The sequence below is a fragment of the Flavisphingomonas formosensis genome, from assembly GCF_009755815.1.
In the GTDB taxonomy this organism is placed as follows: Bacteria; Pseudomonadota; Alphaproteobacteria; order Sphingomonadales; family Sphingomonadaceae; genus Flavisphingomonas; species Flavisphingomonas formosensis.
The window spans coordinates 60931-77916 of record NZ_WRPK01000015.1 but is presented as its reverse complement, the minus strand read 5'-3'; the positions used below and the strand labels follow the sequence as shown (position 1 = coordinate 77916).

Sequence of the window (16986 nt, the reverse complement as noted above, 5' to 3'; positions counted from 1 at the left end):
GCTCTTCAGTGATTGTGCCGCGGCGTATGCCGGGAAATGCCGCGGTATTTGACCGCCATTTCCAGCACCGCGCCCGTGTCCATCTGGCCGGTCTTTTCCCGGAACAGCTCTTCCCACGGGGTATTGGACGGCGGACTGGCGGGCGCGGCCTCCTGTCGTCGACGTGTGATCTCTGCTTCGTCCACCAGCGCGTCGCACCGCCCCTTGTTGATGTCGATCCGCAGCCGGTCCCCGGTGCGCAGCCAGGACAACCCGCCGCCCGCGGCGCTTTCGGGCGAGATGTTGAGGATGGACGGGCTGTCCGACGTTCCCGATTGGCGACCGTCGCCCAGCGTCGGCAGCCACTGTATGCCGCGCCGGATCAGCGCGTCTGGCGGCTGCATGTTCACCACTTCGGCCGATCCCGGCCAGCCGATCGGTCCCGCCCCGCGCATCACCAGGATGCAATTCTCGTCGATGTCGAGGGAGGGATCGTTGATCCGATGGTAATAGTCGTCCCCGCCTTCGAACACGATTGCGCGCCCTTCGAATATGCCTTCCGATCCGGGTGTCGAGAGGTAGCGCCGACGGAATTCCTCGCTGATGACCGACGTCTTCATAATGCCGAAGTCGAACAGATTGCCCGACAGGACCAGGAACCCGGCTCTTTCGCGCAAAGGCGCATCGAATGGTCGGATGACGTCCCGATCGCGGGTTTCGCGACCGGTCAGATTCTCGGCCAGCGTTCGGCCCGTGACCGTGGCGCAATCGCCCGACAAGCGGCCCGCTTGCAGCAATTCCCACAAGACCGCCGGGACCCCGCCCGCGCGGTGGAATCGCTCGCCCAGGTAACGGCCGGCAGGCTGCATATCCAGCAGCAGCGGCAGGTCGTAGCCTTCGTTCGTCCAGTCCGCAGCGGTGAGTTCCACGCCGGCGTGGCGGGCCATCGCCATGACATGGGGCTGCGCGTTGCTGGACCCGCCCAGCGCACTGACGACGCGGATGGCGTTGAGAAAGCTGTCCCGCGTCAGGATGTTCGACGGGCGGAGATCCTCATACGCCATTTGCACGATGCGGCGGCCGGTTTCGTAAGCCATCTGGCCGCGCTCGCGATAGGGGGCTGGGATTGCCGCACAACCGGTGAGCGACAGGCCCAGCGCTTCGGCCACCGCATTCATGGTGGAAGCCGTCCCCATCGTGTTGCAATGACCGGCCGATGGCGCGCTGTCGCAGGCGCGATCAAGAAATTCCTCCTCGTCGATCTCGCCCGCCGCCAGCTTCCGCCGGCTGCGCCAAATGACGGTGCCCGATCCCACCAGTTCGCCTTCGTGCCAGCCGTCGAGCATCGGTCCGCCCGAGAGCACTATCGCGGGGATATCCACTGTGCTCGCGGCCATGATCCCAGACGGCGTCGTCTTGTCGCAGCCGGTGGTCAACACCACCGCGTCGATCGGGTAGCCGTAGAGGATTTCGACAAGGCCAAGATAAGCAAGGTTTCGGTCGAGCGCGGCGGTCGGCCGGCGACAATTCTCGAAGATGGGATGGACCGGAAACTCCATCGCGATACCGCCCGCGTCGCGAATGCCGTCGCGGACCCGTTTCGCCAGGTCGAGATGGATGCGATTGCAGGGGGACAGGTCGCTGCCCGTCTGGGCGATGCCGATAATCGGCCGGCCCGATCGCAGCTCCGCCGGCGTGATGCCGTAATTCATGAAGCGCTCCAGATAGAGCGCGACCATGTCCGAACGGGCGGGGTCGGCGAACCAGTCCTGCGAGCGGAAGCGGGTTTGCGTCATGTCCTTGCCCTTCAGCCTGCTTGCAGAACGCCGTCGATCCGCCGGGGCAGCGACCACGGATTGTCCGGGGCGACGGAACGGGGCAGCAGCGAAGCGGGCAGGCCCTGGTAGCAGACCGGGCGCAAGAAGCGGTCGATCGCCAGCGTGCCCACCGAAGTCGTGCGACTGTCGGACGTGGCCGGGTAGGGGCCGCCGTGCACCATCGCATGGCAGACCTCCACGCCCGTCGGCCAGGCATTGGCCAGGATGCGTCCGACCTTGCGTTCCAGCAGGGGAATGAGCGCCGCCGCGGCGGGCTCATCTTCGGCATCCAGTACCAGCGTGGCGGTAAGCTGTCCTTCGAGCCCCGCGATCACCCTCGCGGCTTCGGTCATGTCCCGCACGGTGACGATGATAGCGGAGGAGCCGAACACCTCGTGCGACAGGGCGGGGTCGGCCAGGAAGCGCGCGGCGCTTGTGCGGAACAGCGCGCCGCGCGCCTGGTTCACGCCATCGCCGACACAGCCGCGCGCCACCGGCGTTACCGCTTCGTGCGACTCGAGGGCTTCGACGTCCTTTTCGAAACTGGCGTGGATGCCGGGCGTCAGCATTGGTTGCGGCTGGCTCTCCGCCAGCGCCGCGGCCGCCGCATCGATGAAGGTGTCGAGGTTGGGGTCGCCGATCGCGATCACCAGCCCCGGATTGGTGCAGAACTGCCCAGCGCCCATCGTCAGCGACTGGATGAAAGCTGGGCCGAGCGCCGCACCTCTCGCCTTGAGCGCGGCGGGGAACAGGATGACGGGATTGATCGAACTCATTTCGGCATAGACCGGGATCGGCTCGGCGCGGGCAGCGGCGATTTTCAGGAGGGCCAGGCCTCCCGCGCGCGAGCCGGTGAAGCCCACCGCCTTGATGCGCGGATCGGCGACGAGCGCGGCGCCCAGCTCGTTGGTCGCGCCCGGCAGGAAGGAAAACACGCCTTCGGGCAGGCCGCAGGACGCCACGGCGGCCGTAATGGCGCGGGCAACCATTTCTCCCGTGCCGGGGTGGGCCGGATGCCCTTTCACCACGACGGGGCAGCCCGCCGCCAGCGCCGCCGCCGTGTCGCCGCCCGCCACCGAGAAGGCGAGCGGGAAATTGCTGGCCCCGAAGACGGCGACCGGGCCGATCGCCAGATGGCGGCGGCGCAGGTCCGGGCGGGGCAGCGGCTGACGATCCGGCAGGGCGGGATCGATCGTGACCTGCGCCCAGGAGCCCTCCCGCAACAGCTGCGCGAACAGGCGCAACTGGCTGGTGGTGCGGCCGCGTTCACCCTCCAGCCGGGCGCGGGGCAATCCGGTCTCCTCCATTGCCCGTTCGATCAGCGGATCGCCGATCGCGACAATCGCGTCCGCTATCGTGTCCAGGAACGTCGCCCGCGCCTCGGGGGGCAGATCGGCGAAGGCGATGGCCGCCGCCTCTGCCAGCGCGCATGCCCGATCGACATCGGCGGCGTCAGCATTGCTGAAAGCGGGCGCAAGAACCGCGCCCGTGGCCGGATTGATCGCGTCGAAAAAGGGCTCCCTGGAGACGTCCTTCGCTCCGATCAATATTGCGCCCGTGATCATGTCCTGTCCTTTGTTCGAGAGGGGGGAAATAGCGCCTACCGCTGCACGTCGAACCGGCCTTGCCGGAATGCGGCGACATCGGAGGGGCGCGAAACGCTGGCGTCGCCAGCGGTGAAATGTTTGAGGCAGGCGAGCGCCAGGCCCTGCTCCGCGGCTTCTTCCGCCCCCTGATGAAGCGCGGCCAGCACACCGGCGGCGAAAGCGTCTCCGGTGCCGATGCGATCGGTGACCGCGTTCAACGCAACCTCGTCCGTCTGATGGAAGCTCTCCCGACCGTCCACGCGCGCCGAGAGACGATAATGATTGGCGTCCAGGGTGGTCCGCGCGGTGGACGCGATATGGCCGAGCCGGGGAAAGGCGTCGAAGAGCGCGAGAGCGGCTTCCCGGCGGCGCTTCGGGCCGCTGCCGCTGAAATCACGGCCCAGCAGCAGACCGATGTCGCGATGGCTGCCGATGAACAGGTCGGCCAACGCGACATAGTCGGTCAGGATTGCGCGGGGATCTCCCTCCCACTTGTCCCACAAGGTCGCGCGATAATTGCCGTCGAATGACAAGGACACGCCCTGCGCCTTCGCTGCGAAAGCGGCCGTAAGGCCCAGTTGGGCGCTGGTCGGCCCGAGCGCCGGCGTGATACCCGACAGGTGCAGCCAGCGTACGCCGTGCAGCAGGCGCGGCCAATCAAAATCCTCCGCCGCCGCCTCGACAAAGGTCGATCCGGTCCGGTCGTAGACAATGGAGGAAGCTCGCACGCCGGCGCCCGGACTGAGGAAATAGAGTCCAAGCCGGCCGGGCGCGCGGACCATGCCGGTCGTCGCCACGCCATGGCGGCGCAGATGGTCGATCGCGGCATCGCCCAACGGACCGTTCGGCAGCCGGCTGACGAAGCGGCCGTCCAAGCCTAGCTGCGCCAGCGCGATCGCGACATTGGCCTCGGCGCCGCCGAAATGCGCGCGGACGGCAGGGGTGTCGAACAGGCGTCCGTCTCCGGACCCGGACAGGCGCAGCAGCATTTCGCCGATGCACAGGACCGCACCGCTCATTGCTTTGTCCTTCGTCCGCTCCGCACCACGCCCTCTCCCACGGCCGCTTTATCTCGCCACTTGACAGCACCGGCCTTCCATGGTGGTAGCGCTATCAATGAAAAGTGTCGAGTAGGAGTTGATGATGCCGGGGGATTTTTGCTTGAGCGACGATGTACCGCCGGATTGGCGGACAGGCCGCTTCGTCGGCCGGATCATGCAGCCAACTGGTCCAAGCCCCATTCTGATTGATCGAGGCGTGGTTTACGACATGTCGGCGGTCCGACCCACCGTCTCAACGCTGATCGATGCGCTGCCGCTCGACGTGGGCACCGGCCATACGCTTGGCGATCTGGACAAGCTGGATCTGCCGCTGCTTAGTCCCGTCGATCTGCAGTGTGTGAAGGCCTGCGGTGTTACCTTCGCCTTGTCGGCGATTGAACGGGTTATCGAGGAGCGGGCGCGCGGCGACTCCGCCGCGGCGCTCGGTATTCGTACGCGGCTGGAAGCACAGGTCGGCGGTTCGATCCGCGCCGTTGTGCCGGGGTCGCCCGAAGCTGCCGCCCTTAAACAGGCGCTGATCGCGGACGGCCTGTGGTCGCAATATCTGGAAGTCGCGATCGGCCCCGACGCGGAGGTCTTTACCAAGGCGCCGGTGCTTTCGACTGTCGGTTCGGGCATGCAGATCGGCATTCGCTCCGACTCCACCTGGAACAATCCCGAACCCGAAATCGTGCTGATCGTCGATTCGGCGGGCCAGGCGGTCGGCGCCACGCTCGGCAACGACGTCAACCTGCGCGATTTCGAAGGGCGGTCGGCCCTGCTGCTGGGGAAGGCGAAGGACAATAACGCCTCCTGCGCGCTGGGTCCGCTGATCCGCCTGTTCGACGAAGATTTCACCATCGACGACGTCCGCGCCGCCGAGGTCGAACTGGTCATTGAAGGGCCGGAGGGCTACCGTCTGGAGGGCGTCAGCAGCATGGCGCAGATCAGTCGCGATCCGTTGGAATTGGTGCGCCAGGCGCTGAGCGAGCATCAATATCCCGATGGCTTCGCTCTTTTCCTGGGCACGCTGTTCGCGCCCGTTCAGGATCGCGACGAGCCCGGGCGAGGCTTCACCCACAAGGTCGGCGACCGCGTATCGATCGCGACACCCCGGCTGGGCCGGCTGGTCAACCGGGTCGTGACGTCGAAGGAAGCGCCGCCCTGGACCTTCGGGCTGGGCGCGTTCATGGCCAATCTGGCGGCGCGGGGCCTGATCGGCCATGAGGCGGAGGACGCCCTCGCATGACCGCGTCGGCCACCTATCCCAGCCTTGCGGGAAAACGTGTGTTCATCAGCGGCGGCGGCAGCGGCATCGGCGAAGGCCTGGTCGAGGCTTTCGTCGCGCAGGGCGCGCGCGTCGCCTTTTGCGACATATTGCAAGAAGAAGGAGCGGCGCTGGTCGCCCGGTCGCGGAATGGGGCTTTTGCGCCGTCCTTCCACCGCTGCGATCTGCGCGACGTGAATGCCGTTCAGCAGGTCATCGCTGATGCAGAGCAGACGCTGGGCGGCATCGACATTCTCGTCAACAATGCCGGCAATGACGATCGCCATGTCATAGCGGAGGTCACGCCCGCTTATTGGGATGATCGCATGGCGGTGAACCTGCGGCATATGTTCTTTGCCGCGCAGGCGGCGGTGCCCGCCATGCGCAGGGCTGGGGGCGGCGTCATCCTGAACTTCGGGTCGATCAGCTGGCATCTGGGCCTGCCTGACCTGGTGCTGTACCAGACGGCGAAGGCTGCGATCGAAGGGATGACGCGCGGCTTGGCCCGCGACCTCGGCCGCGACAACATCCGCGTCAACACCATCGTGCCGGGCAATGTGAAGACGCCCCGCCAGATGAAATGGTACACGGAGGAAGGGGAAGCGGAAATTGTCGCGTCCCAGTGCCTGGACGCCCGCATCCTCCCCGCCGATATCGCGGCGATGGCCCTGTTCCTGGCATCAGACGACGCGCGCATGTGCACCGGCCATGACTATTTCGTCGATGCTGGGTGGCGCTGAGCGATGGAGCGCACGCCGCAATCGGTTTTGAGCCTGGGCGCCGTCTTGGGGGAAGGGCCGCTATGGGTCGAGCGGGACCGCGCTTTGTGGTTCGTCGATATCAAGGGGCCGCTGATCCACCGCTACGATCCGGCGACGGCAGTGTTGCGCAGCTGGCCGGTTCCGGCGCCTGTCGGATGGATCGTGCCCGCCGTCGCTGGCGATTTCATCGTCGGCCTCAAGACCGGGTTGCACCGCTTCGACCCTGCAACTGGACGGTTCGCCCTGATCCACGATCCGGAAACGCATCTTCCGGGCAACCGGCTGAACGACGCTACTGTCGATCGTGACGGACGGATCTGGTTCGGGTCCATGGACGACGTGGAGGTTCTGATGAGCGGCCGCATCTATCGCACGGACGGCGGCGTATCGCGTGACACGGGCGCCTTGCCCGTGACGATCACCAACGGGCCGGCGCTGTCGCCTGACGGCACGATCCTCTATCATGTCGACACGCTTGGACGCACGATCTGGAAAAGTCGGATCGACGCGGCGAGGCTCGTCGAGACGGCGCCCTTCGCGCGGATCGAGGAGGGCGCGGGGTATCCCGACGGGCCGACGGTCGACGCGGACGGATGCCTGTGGATCGGCCTATTCGGCGGCTGGGGGGTGCGGCGCTACGACCCCTCCGGGACGTTGATGACGCACATCGCCTTTCGCGTCGCCAACGTCACGAAGGTCGCCTTTGGCGGCGACGGCCTGGCGACCGCCTATGCCACGACCGCGCGCAAGGGATTGACCGGCGCGATGCTGCACGAGCAGCCGCAGGCAGGGGATCTGTTTGCCTTTGACCCAGGTGTCAGCGGGCTTCCCGGCCACTACGCCGACTTATAAAATCGAAGAGGGGATTGGGATGCGAGAACGGCAAATCGAACAGGTCAACATGGCCTTCATCACGGCCATCGTTGCCGTGGCGACGATCGGCGGGTTCATGTTCGGCTATGATTCGGGCGTCATCAACGGGACGCAGGACGGGCTGGAACATGCCTTCAACCTTTCGAAGCTCGGCACCGGCCTGAACGTCGGTGCGATCCTCATCGGCTGCGCCGCGGGCGCGTTCCTGGCCGGCCGGCTGGCGGACGTGATCGGCCGGCGCACGGTGATGATGATCGCCGCACTCCTGTTCGTGGCCAGTGCCCTTGCGGCGGGCGCCGCGGCCTCCTCGCTGCTGTTCATCGCCGCGCGTCTGGTCGGAGGGCTCGGCGTAGGCGCGGCGAGCGTGTTGTCGCCCGTCTATATCAGCGAGGTGACGCCCGCGGCCATCCGCGGCCGCTTGTCGTCGGTCCAGCAGATCATGATCATCACCGGCCTGACCGGCGCGTTCGTGGCCAATTATGTGCTCGCCCATTCGGCCGGAGGATCGCTCGCGGTGCTGTGGCTCGGCCTGCCGGCCTGGCGCTGGATGTTCTGGATGCAGGTGGTACCCGCCGGCATCTATTTCCTCGCTCTGCTCTTGATCCCGGAAAGTCCCCGTTATCTGATAGCGCGCGGTCGCGTGGATGACGCACGCACTGTGCTGACGCGGCTGTTCGGCGCGACCGAAGCGGACCGAAAGGTCGCCGAGATCGACGCCAGCCTGGCAGCGGATCATCATCGTCCCCGTTTCTCCGATCTGATCGACAAGACCAGCGGCAAGCTGCGCGGCGTGGTGTGGGCCGGCATCGGCCTGGCCATGTTCCAGCAGCTGGTCGGCATCAACATCGTCTTCTATTATGGCGCCGTTCTGTGGCAGTCGGTCGGTTTCAGCGAGAGCGACGCCCTGCTGATCAACATCCTGTCCGGCTCGCTGTCGATCCTCGCATGCATCGCAACCGTGTTCCTGATCGACAGCGTCGGCCGCAAGCCGCTGCTCCTCATGGGATCGGCGGGGATGGCGGTCATGCTGGCCGTGGTTGCGATCTGCTTTTCGACGGGCTCGTTCGTTGGCGGCAACCTGCGCCTCTCGGACCAGACCGGCGTTATCGCGCTGGTCGCGGCCAATCTTTACGTGGTGTTTTTCAATCTCAGCTGGGGACCGGTCATGTGGGTCATGCTGGGCGAGATGTTCCCCAACCAGATTCGCGGGTCGGGTCTGGCCGTGGCGGGCTTCGCCCAATGGACCGCCAATTTCCTGGTGTCGGTCAGCTTTCCGGCGCTCGCGGCCGGAGTAGGTCTGCCGGTGACCTACGGTTTCTATGCGCTGGCGGCCTTCGCGTCCTTCTTTTTCGTTCGGGCCATGGTGCACGAAACAAAAGGGCGCGAGCTTGAGGATATGGTCGGCTGACCGTCCTGCGCCTTGCCGCGGGCGATGCGGAAGTCTTGCTTGCACCCGACCGGGGCGGCGCGGTCCTGGCTTGGCGGATCGGCGGTCAGGACATGCTGCGTCCCGCACCGCGCGCGGCGCGCGATCCGCTGGCGATGGCGAGCTTTCCGCTCGTCCCCTATGCCAACCGGATCGCAAACGGCCGCTTCGCCTTTGGCGGCCGTGACTATCGCCTGCCGCGCAATTTCGGGGATCATCCCCACAGCCTGCATGGACTTGGCTGGCTGTCCGGCTGGGACGTGCAGGCTGCCGCGTCCCATAGCGCGACGCTGTGCCACCGTCATCCAGGCAGGGGCGCCTGGCCGTGGCCTTATAGCGCGACGCAGCGGATCGAACTGACGGGCGAGGCCCTCGCGATCGATCTTGCCGTGCGGAACGATGCGGCCGGGACGGCGCCGATCGGTTTGGGCCTGCACCCCTATTTCCCGGTCAGCCAGGCAACCCGCATGCAATTCGACGCGGCACGGCTGTGGTTGTCGGAGCCGCCCGATCATCTGCCGCAGGCGCTTGCTCCGGCTGGCAGGCTTGGCGACTGGTCCGGCGGGGCAGCAGCGATGGGGACCATCCTGATCGATCATTACTACGCCGGATGGACCGGTGTCGCCACCCTCCGGCGGGACGCGCGGACGCGGCTGACCCTCACGGCGACAGGCGCGCGGGGCCTGCATGTCTACCGTCCGCCGGACGCCGGCTTTCTCTGTCTTGAGCCGGTGAGCCACATGCCCGACGCCATCAACCGGCCAGAGGGCATGGACGAACTCGAGCCAGGCCAGTCCCGCACGCTGGCGATGACCATCGCACGGACCATCGACGAAGAATAGGCGCGACCGTCAGACTTTGCGCGGGCGGCGGCGCGGCGCGGCGTCCGACTGCCGGCGGATCAGCGCATAGTCGAGCAGGATATGGCTGGGCGGCCCGTCCTTCTCCATCTTGCCGGTCCTGATCTCGCGCACGAGCAGATCGACCGCGGCGCGCGACATGTCGCTGATCGGTTGGCGGATCGTCGTCAATTCAGGCCAGATCGTGGTCGCCAGCGAGGTATCGTCGAAGCCGCACACGGTCAGGTCGCCGGGCACGTCCAGCCCGCGCCGGTGCGCGACGGCGACAGTTGCTGCGGCCATGTCGTCATTGCTGGCGAAGATCGCGCTCGGCGGCTCGGGCAGGTCGAGTATCTGTTCCGCCGCATCCAGACCCGACCGATAGCTGAACAGGCCCTGGGCCACCAGCCGGTCGTCCACTGCGAACCCGGCTTCGGTCAGCGCGCGGACATAGCCCTGGTAGCGGCGCTCGCTCGCGCTTTGATCGGGATTGCCGCGGATGAAGCCGATCCGAAGGTGACCGAGCGCGATCAGGTGCCGGGTCATGGCATAGGCCGCATCTTCGTCATCGATGCTGACCGCCGACATGCGCTTGGGCGTCCGGCCAGTGGCGACCGCGACGGCCGGGATCATCGCCGCAGCGAGCGCCCGGAGCATCTCGAGCGAATCGCATAGCGGCGGCGGCAGGATGACGCCGTTGATCCGGCCACGCACCAGGTGGTTCACCACATTCTTGACCGACATCTCCTCGTCGAATTTCTCGACGACCAGGTGCGCGTTGTTGCGGCTTGCCCGATCCAGGCTGCCCATCAGGAACTCGCTCAGATAGGAAGAGGACGGGTTGCTGTAGAGCAGGCCGATCCGCATCTCTTCGCCGCCGGCGAGGCTACGCGCGGCCGGGCTCGGCGCATAGTTAAGGGCTTCTATTGCTTTTTGGACCCTTTTTCGGGTCTCTTCCTTCACGACATCTTCGCTGTTGATGACGCGCGAAACCGTCATGGGGGACACGCCGGCATATCTTGCGACATCGTTTATGGTCGGCGCGTTGCGCTGCCGACGCGACGTCCTGCTATCCATCAAGAAATCCTGCCAATCTGCGCATAGTCGATCTAGACTCTAGTCCGATCCGGTAAGCGACAATGGAGACAAAAGCTAAGCGAAAATGCAGCTGAAAGCTCGGCGCATTTCGATAGCGTTATCGTGTGTCGCGCTTGGCCGAACCCGCAGGCGAGAGCAGCGTCTGAGCCGGTGCAATCATTCGGCAATTTAGGCGCTGGGTCATTGGTTCTCTCCCGTCATCCGCCTTGTTACTACCGGTCGAAGGGCATTGACAAGCCATCGCGGCATGCGCAATGGTAACGCTATCATAGAGAACGGCAACCGGAAAAGTCAGGTGCCGTGAAAAGGAGGGGCTCTAGTGTTTCGGTTCCGTCAAAAGCTGGTCGCCGTGTCGGTCCTGGCGCTTCTCGCCGGTGCCCCGCTCGCCGTCGGCGCGCCGACCGCCGCCGCCAGATCGGCCGCGCTGCCTCTTTACAAGGATGCCGGCCAGCCGATCGAGACGCGTGTCGACGACCTGTTGTCGCGCATGACGCTGGAAGAGAAGGTTGCCCAGATAACCACCGTGTGGGAGGGCAAGGTCGCGATCTTCGACGACAGGCTCCAATTGGACCCGGCGAAGTTGAAGGCCCGTTATCCCGACGGTTTGGGCCAGTTCGCACGGCCGTCCGACGCCAAGGGCGCCGTCAGCCCGCGTGTCTCGCCAGGGCGCGATCCGCGCCAGACGATCGCGCTGGTCAATGCGCTGCAACGCTGGGCGACGACGCAGACACGGCTCGGCATCCCCATCCTGTTCCATGAGGAGGGGCTGCACGGCTACGCCGCCGTCGGCGCGACCAGCTTTCCCCAGGCGATCGCCATGGCATCGTCCTTCGATCCCGCCATGGTGCGCGACGTCAACACCGTGATTGCCCGCGAAATCCGCTCGCGCGGCGTCCGCCTGGCGCTGTCGCCCGTGGTCGACATCGCCCGTGATCCGCGCTGGGGCCGGATCGAGGAGACCTTTGGCGAGGATCCCTATCTCGTCGGCGAGATGGGCGTCGCGGCGGTCGAGGGGCTGCAAGGGCCGGGGCGTTCGCGCCTGCTTGGCCCCGGCCATGTGTTCGCCACGCTCAAGCACCTGACCGGCCATGGCCAGCCTGAAAGCGGGACCAATGTCGGCCCGGCGCCGATCTCCGAGCGCGAGCTGCGCGAGAACTTCTTCCCGCCGTTCGAGCAGGTCGTGAAACGCACCGGCATCGAAGCGGTGATGGCGAGCTATAACGAGATCGACGGCGTCCCGAGCCATGCCAATCGCTGGCTTCTCCACGATGTGCTGCGGGGCGAATGGGGCTTCCGCGGCGCGGTGGTCAGCGACTATTCGGCGATCGACCAGCTCATGAGCATCCACCATATCGCCAATGATCTGGAGGGTGCGGCCAAGCGCGCGCTGGATGCGGGCGTGGATGCAGATCTGCCCGACGGCTTGTCCTATGCGACGCTCACCAGGGCCGTGCGCGAAGGGCGTGTGAGCGAGGCGGAGGTCGATCAGGCCGTGCGCCGGATGCTGGAACTCAAGTTCCGTGCGGGTCTTTTCGAGCACCCCTATGCCGACGCCACGCAATCCGCCGCGATCACCAACAACGCGGAGGCGCGCGCGCTCGCCCTGAAGGCCGCGCAGCGGTCGATCACGCTGCTCAAGAACGACGGCATGCTTCCCCTCAAGGCCGAGGGCACGATCGGCGTCTTCGGCCCCAGCGCCGCTGTCGCACGCCTGGGCGGCTATTATGGCGAGCCCTCGCACACCGTCTCGATCCTCGACGGGATCAAGGCCAAGGTCGGCGGCCGCGCGAAGATCGTCTTCGCGCAGGGCGTAAAGATCACCGAGAATGACGACTGGTGGGAAGACAAGGTCGTCAAGTCCGACCCGGCGGAAAACCGCGGATTGATCGCGCAGGCGGTCGAGGCGGCGAAGGGCGTCGACCGCATCGTCCTGACATTGGGCGATACCGAGCAGTCGAGCCGCGAAGGCTGGGCCGATAATCACCTCGGCGACCGGCCGAGCCTCGATCTCGTCGGCGAACAGCAGGAGCTGTTCGATGCGCTGAAGGCGCTGGGCAAGCCGATCACCGTCGTGCTCATCAATGGCCGCCCGGCGTCCACGGTCAAGATTTCAGAGCAGGCCGATGCGCTGGTCGAGGGCTGGTATCTCGGCGAGCAGGGCGGAAACGCCATGGCCGACGTCCTGTTCGGCGACATTAACCCAGGCGGCAAGCTGCCGGTCACCATCCCCCGCTCGGTCGGCCAGCTGCCCATATTCTACAACTACAAGCCGAGCGCGCGGCGTGGCTATCTGTTCGATACCACGGCGCCGCTCTATCCGTTCGGCTACGGCCTCAGCTATACGCGCTTCGAGCTGTCGCCGCCGCGGCTATCGGTGCCGCGGATGGGCCCGGGCGGCACCGTCACCGTATCGGTGGACGTCCGCAACACGGGTGCCCGCGCGGGCGACGAGACCGTTCAGCTCTACATTCGCGACAAGGTGAGCTCGGTCACTCGGCCGGTGAAGGAGCTCAAGGGCTTCGAGCGCATCACCTTGAAGCCGGGAGAAAGCCGGACGGTGCAGTTCGCCGTCGGACCCGAAAGCCTGCAGATGTGGAACGACCGCATGGAGCGTGTCGTCGAGCCGGGCGAGTTCGAGATCATGACCGGCAACAGCTCGGTTGATCTCAAGTCGACGACGCTGACGGTCACGCCGTGACCGCCCCTGTGCTTTCCCGCCGCCATATGTTGGGCCTGCTCGCGACGACATCGTTGATGGGCGCCGCGTCCGCTGTCGCGCGTCCGGGCACGCCGCTCTACAAGAACGCGTCCGCGCCCATCGACCTGCGCGTGCGCGACCTCATGGGGCGGATGACGCTGGAAGAAAAGGTCGGCCAGATCATCGCGCTCTGGGCGACCAAGGCCGAGATCATGGACGATCTCACTTTCTCGCCGGCCAAGGCCAGCGCCGCCTATCCGGCGGGCTTCGGCCAGATCACGCGTCCATCGGACCGGCGCGGTGCGCCCAACGGCTCGACCCAGGCCGGCGGCGTCGGCGCGCGCTGGCGCACGCCGGCGGACACCGTCGCCTTCGTCAATGCCGTCCAGAGATGGGCGGTGGAAGAGACGCGCCTCGGCATCCCCGTGCTGTTCCACGAGGAATCGCTGCACGGCTACATGGCGACCGATGCGACCATGTTTCCGATGGCGATCGGCCTTGCCGGCAGTTTCGATCGCCAGCTGATGCAGGACGTCCAGTCCGTCGTCGCGCGCGAGGTACGCGCCCGCGGCGTTCACCTCGCGCTCTCGCCCGTCGTCGACATCGCGCGCGATCCGCGCTGGGGCCGCATCGAGGAGACCTTCGGCGAGGATCCCTATCTGTGCGGAGAGATGGGCGTGGCCGCCGTCCTCGGCCTCCAGGGGGAGGGCAAGGAGCTCGGCCCCGGCAAGGTGATGGCGACGCTCAAGCACATGACCGGGCACGGCCAGCCTCAAAGCGGCGAGAACATTGCCCCGGCGCCGATCTCGCAGCGCGACCTGCGCGAGAATTTCTTCCCGCCGTTCCGCGCCGTCGTGAAGCGCACCGGCATCGCCGCGGTCATGCCGAGCTATAATGAGATCGACGGCGTACCCAGCCATATGAACCAGTGGTTGCTGCGCGACATATTGCGCGGCGAATGGGGTTTCGACGGCGCGGTCGTCAGCGACTATGGCGCCGTTCCCGAACTCGACACCATCCACCATGTCCAGCCTGATCTCCGGGCCGCTGCGCGTGCTGCGCTGCGGGCGGGAATGGATTGCGAGCTGCCCGACGGCCTGGCCTATCGGACGCTCGTAGAACAGGTCCGCGCGGGGCTCGTCCCTCCCGAAGCCGTCGACGCCGCCTGCAAGCGGATGTTGACGCTCAAGTTCCGCGCGGGCCTGTTCGAAAATCCCTGGCCGCAGAAGGACTATGACCGGCTGACCGGCAATGCGGAGGCAAGGGCACTTGCCCTCAGGGCCGCGCACAGGTCGATTGCGCTGCTCAAGAATGACGGCGTGCTGCCGCTCAAGGCGGGCGCGCAGGCGAAAGTGGCGGTGATCGGTCCCAATGCGGCGGTGGCGCGCCTGGGTGGTTATTCCAGCATACCCCGCGAGGCCGTTTCGCTGCTCGAAGGCATACAGGCCAAGCTCAAGGGCAAGGCCGAGGTGGTCCATGCTCAGGGCGTGTTCATCACGCAGAGCGAGGACCGTTCGGTGGATGAGGTTCTGCTGGCCGATCCGGCGAAAAACCGGCAGCTGATCGCGCAGGCCGTCGACATGGCGAAGGGTGCCGATGTCGTCATCCTCGCCATCGGAGACACCGAACAGACCAGCCGCGAAGGTTTTGCCGCCAATCACTTGGGCGACCGCACCAGCCTGGACCTAGTGGGCGAGCAGAATGATCTGTTCGCGGCGATCAAGGCGACCGGCAAGCCCGTCGTCGTCTGCGCGATCAACGGGCGGCCCCCCAGCTATCCGTCAGTCGCCGAGGGCGCCAACGCGCTGCTCGAATGCTGGTATCCGGGCCAGGAAGGCGGCACGGCCATGGCCGACATCCTGTTCGGCGACGTCAATCCGGGCGCCAAGCTGGCGGTGACCGTCGCCCGCGACGCGGGACAGATCCCGGTCTTCTACAACCGCAAGCCATCGGCGCGGCGCGGCTATGTGTTCGAGGACATCGAGCCGCTGTTCCCTTTCGGTTTCGGCCTCAGCTACACGCGGTTCGAAATCGGCGCCCCGCGCCTGTCGGCGCCGCGCATCGGCGTCGGCGGCGAAGTCACCGTCGAAGTCGATGTCCGCAACGTGGGCGATCGTGCAGGCGACGAGGTGGTGCAGCTCTATGTCCACGACCGCGTTGCATCGGTCACGCGCCCGATCAAGGAGTTGAAGGGGTTCGAGCGGGTGACGCTCGCGCCCGGCGAAAGCCGCACGGTGCGCTTCACCTTGGGGCCGGACGCCTTCGCGCTCTGGAACCTCGACATGCAGGAAGTGGTCGAGCCGGGCCAGTTCGACATCCTGGCCGGCCCCGACAGCCGCGCGCTCCAATCCGTCACGCTCGAAATCGTTTGAACAGGGATCGTCCATGCCTATCATCACCGGCGCCAAGGTCATCGTCACATGTCCCGGCCGCAACTTCGTCACGCTGAAGATCGAAACCGACGAGGGCTTCACCGGCCTCGGCGACGCGACCCTCAACGGGCGTGAACTGTCGGTCGCGAGCTACCTCACCGATCATGTCATTCCGTGCCTGATCGGCCGGGACGCGCACCGGATCGAGGATATCTGGCAATATCTCTACAAGGGTGCCTATTGGCGGCGCGGTCCGGTCACGATGACCGCGATCGCCGCCGTCGACATGGCGCTGTGGGACATCAAGGGCAAGGTAGCGGGCCTGCCCGTCTATCAGCTGCTGGGGGGCGCCAGCCGCGAGGGCGTGATGGTCTATGGCCACGCCAACGGCACGACGGTCGAGGACACCGTGAAAGTCGCGCTCGAATATCAGGCGCAGGGCTACAAGGCGATCCGGCTGCAGTGCGGCGTGCCGGGCATGGCGTCGACCTACGGCGTGTCGAAGGACAAATATTTCTACGAGCCCGCCGACGCCGACCTGCCCACCGAGAATGTCTGGAACACGTCCAAATATCTCCGCATCGTGCCCGAGCTGTTCAAGGCGGCGCGCGAGGCGCTGGGCTGGAACGTGCATTTGCTGCACGACATCCATCATCGCCTGACGCCCATCGAAGCGGGGCGGCTGGGCAAGGATCTGGAACCCTATCGCCCCTTCTGGCTGGAGGATGCGACACCGGCCGAGAACCAGGAGGCGTTCAAGCTGATCCGCCAGCACACGACGGCGCCGCTGGCCGTGGGCGAGATCTTCAATTCGATCTGGGATGCCAAGGACCTGATCCAGAATCAGCTGATCGACTATATCCGCGCGACGGTGGTCCATGCCGGCGGCATCACGCATCTGCGCCGCATCGCTGCGCTGGCCGACCTGTATCAGGTGCGCACCGGCTGCCACGGCGCGACCGACCTCTCGCCGGTTTGCATGGCGGCTGCGCTGCACTTCGACCTGTCGGTGCCGAACTTCGGTGTGCAGGAATATATGCGCCACACGCCTGAAACCGACGCGGTCTTCCCCCATGCCTACAGTTTCGCCGACGGCATAATGCATCCGGGGGACAAGCCCGGCCTGGGCGTCGACATCGACGAAGAGCTTGCCGCGAAATATGAGTATAAGCGCGCCTTCCTGCCGGTGAACCGGCTTGAGGACGGCACCATGTACAATTGGTGATCCGT

General features: G+C 66.1%; 12 protein-coding genes. 8 read left to right on the top strand and 4 right to left on the bottom strand.

The features are described from left to right. Positions 1 to 5: 5 nt before the first annotated feature. The 3 genes from GQY20_RS29340 to GQY20_RS29330 are packed head-to-tail and all read right to left on the bottom strand — an operon-like array spanning position 6 to position 4401. Positions 6 to 1775 carry an IlvD/Edd family dehydratase gene (locus GQY20_RS29340; protein ID WP_157220724.1) on the bottom strand — a complete coding sequence of 590 codons (1770 nt, stop codon included), beginning with the start codon at positions 1773 to 1775 and terminating at the stop codon, positions 6 to 8. 11 nt (positions 1776 to 1786) lie between these two features. Continuing rightward, positions 1787 to 3361, bottom strand: a complete 1575-nt coding sequence (locus GQY20_RS29335) for an aldehyde dehydrogenase (NADP(+)) (protein WP_157220723.1) — start codon at positions 3359 to 3361, stop codon at positions 1787 to 1789. Positions 3362 to 3396: 35 nt separating this feature from the next. After that, positions 3397 to 4401: a sugar kinase gene (locus GQY20_RS29330; protein ID WP_157220722.1), complete on the bottom strand. Its 1005-nt coding sequence runs from the start codon at positions 4399 to 4401 to the stop codon at positions 3397 to 3399. 121 nt (positions 4402 to 4522) lie between these two features. On the opposite strand from GQY20_RS29330, the gene GQY20_RS29325 reads away from it, so the two are divergent. The 5 genes from GQY20_RS29325 to GQY20_RS29305 are packed head-to-tail and all read left to right on the top strand — an operon-like array spanning position 4523 to position 9591. Beyond that, on the top strand, positions 4523 to 5671 hold the full coding sequence (locus tag GQY20_RS29325; protein WP_408641149.1) for a fumarylacetoacetate hydrolase family protein: 1149 nt from the start codon (positions 4523 to 4525) through the stop codon (positions 5669 to 5671). Beyond that, a complete protein-coding gene (locus GQY20_RS29320) occupies positions 5668 to 6429 on the top strand; it encodes an SDR family NAD(P)-dependent oxidoreductase (RefSeq protein WP_157220721.1) in 762 nt (253 codons plus the stop codon). Before GQY20_RS29325 ends, GQY20_RS29320 begins: the two co-directional genes overlap by 4 nt. A gap of 3 nt (positions 6430 to 6432) precedes the next feature. Further along, positions 6433 to 7302: an SMP-30/gluconolactonase/LRE family protein gene (locus GQY20_RS29315; protein WP_157220720.1), complete on the top strand. Its 870-nt coding sequence runs from the start codon at positions 6433 to 6435 to the stop codon at positions 7300 to 7302. Positions 7303 to 7321: 19 nt separating this feature from the next. Further along, positions 7322 to 8731 (top strand): sugar porter family MFS transporter, encoded by a 1410-nt coding sequence (locus GQY20_RS29310; protein ID WP_157220719.1) that lies wholly within the window; start codon positions 7322 to 7324, stop codon positions 8729 to 8731. Beyond that, entirely contained in the window at positions 8728 to 9591 is an 864-nt protein-coding gene (locus tag GQY20_RS29305; protein WP_332836120.1) for an aldose 1-epimerase, read from the top strand. The genes GQY20_RS29310 and GQY20_RS29305 overlap by 4 nt, the downstream gene beginning before the upstream one ends. A 9-nt stretch (positions 9592 to 9600) precedes the next feature. Here GQY20_RS29305 and GQY20_RS29300 read toward each other — a convergent pair whose 3' ends face one another. After that, entirely contained in the window at positions 9601 to 10665 is a 1065-nt protein-coding gene (locus tag GQY20_RS29300) for a LacI family DNA-binding transcriptional regulator (protein ID WP_157220718.1), read from the bottom strand. A 340-nt stretch (positions 10666 to 11005) separates the two neighbouring features. On the opposite strand from GQY20_RS29300, the gene GQY20_RS29295 reads away from it, so the two are divergent. From GQY20_RS29295 to manD, 3 genes are read left to right on the top strand one after another with little or no spacing between them, the layout of a single operon-like run. After that, a complete protein-coding gene (locus GQY20_RS29295; protein ID WP_157220717.1) occupies positions 11006 to 13384 on the top strand; it encodes a glycoside hydrolase family 3 N-terminal domain-containing protein in 2379 nt (792 codons plus the stop codon). Positions 13385 to 13440: 56 nt separating this feature from the next. After that, entirely contained in the window at positions 13441 to 15756 is a 2316-nt protein-coding gene (locus GQY20_RS29290) for a glycoside hydrolase family 3 N-terminal domain-containing protein (RefSeq protein ID WP_232476319.1), read from the top strand. 13 nt (positions 15757 to 15769) lie between these two features. Next, the gene (manD, locus tag GQY20_RS29285; protein ID WP_157220716.1) at positions 15770 to 16981 is read left to right on the top strand and encodes a D-mannonate dehydratase ManD; all 1212 of its coding nucleotides are present in this window, start codon (positions 15770 to 15772) and stop codon (positions 16979 to 16981) included. Positions 16982 to 16986: the final 5 nt, after the last annotated feature.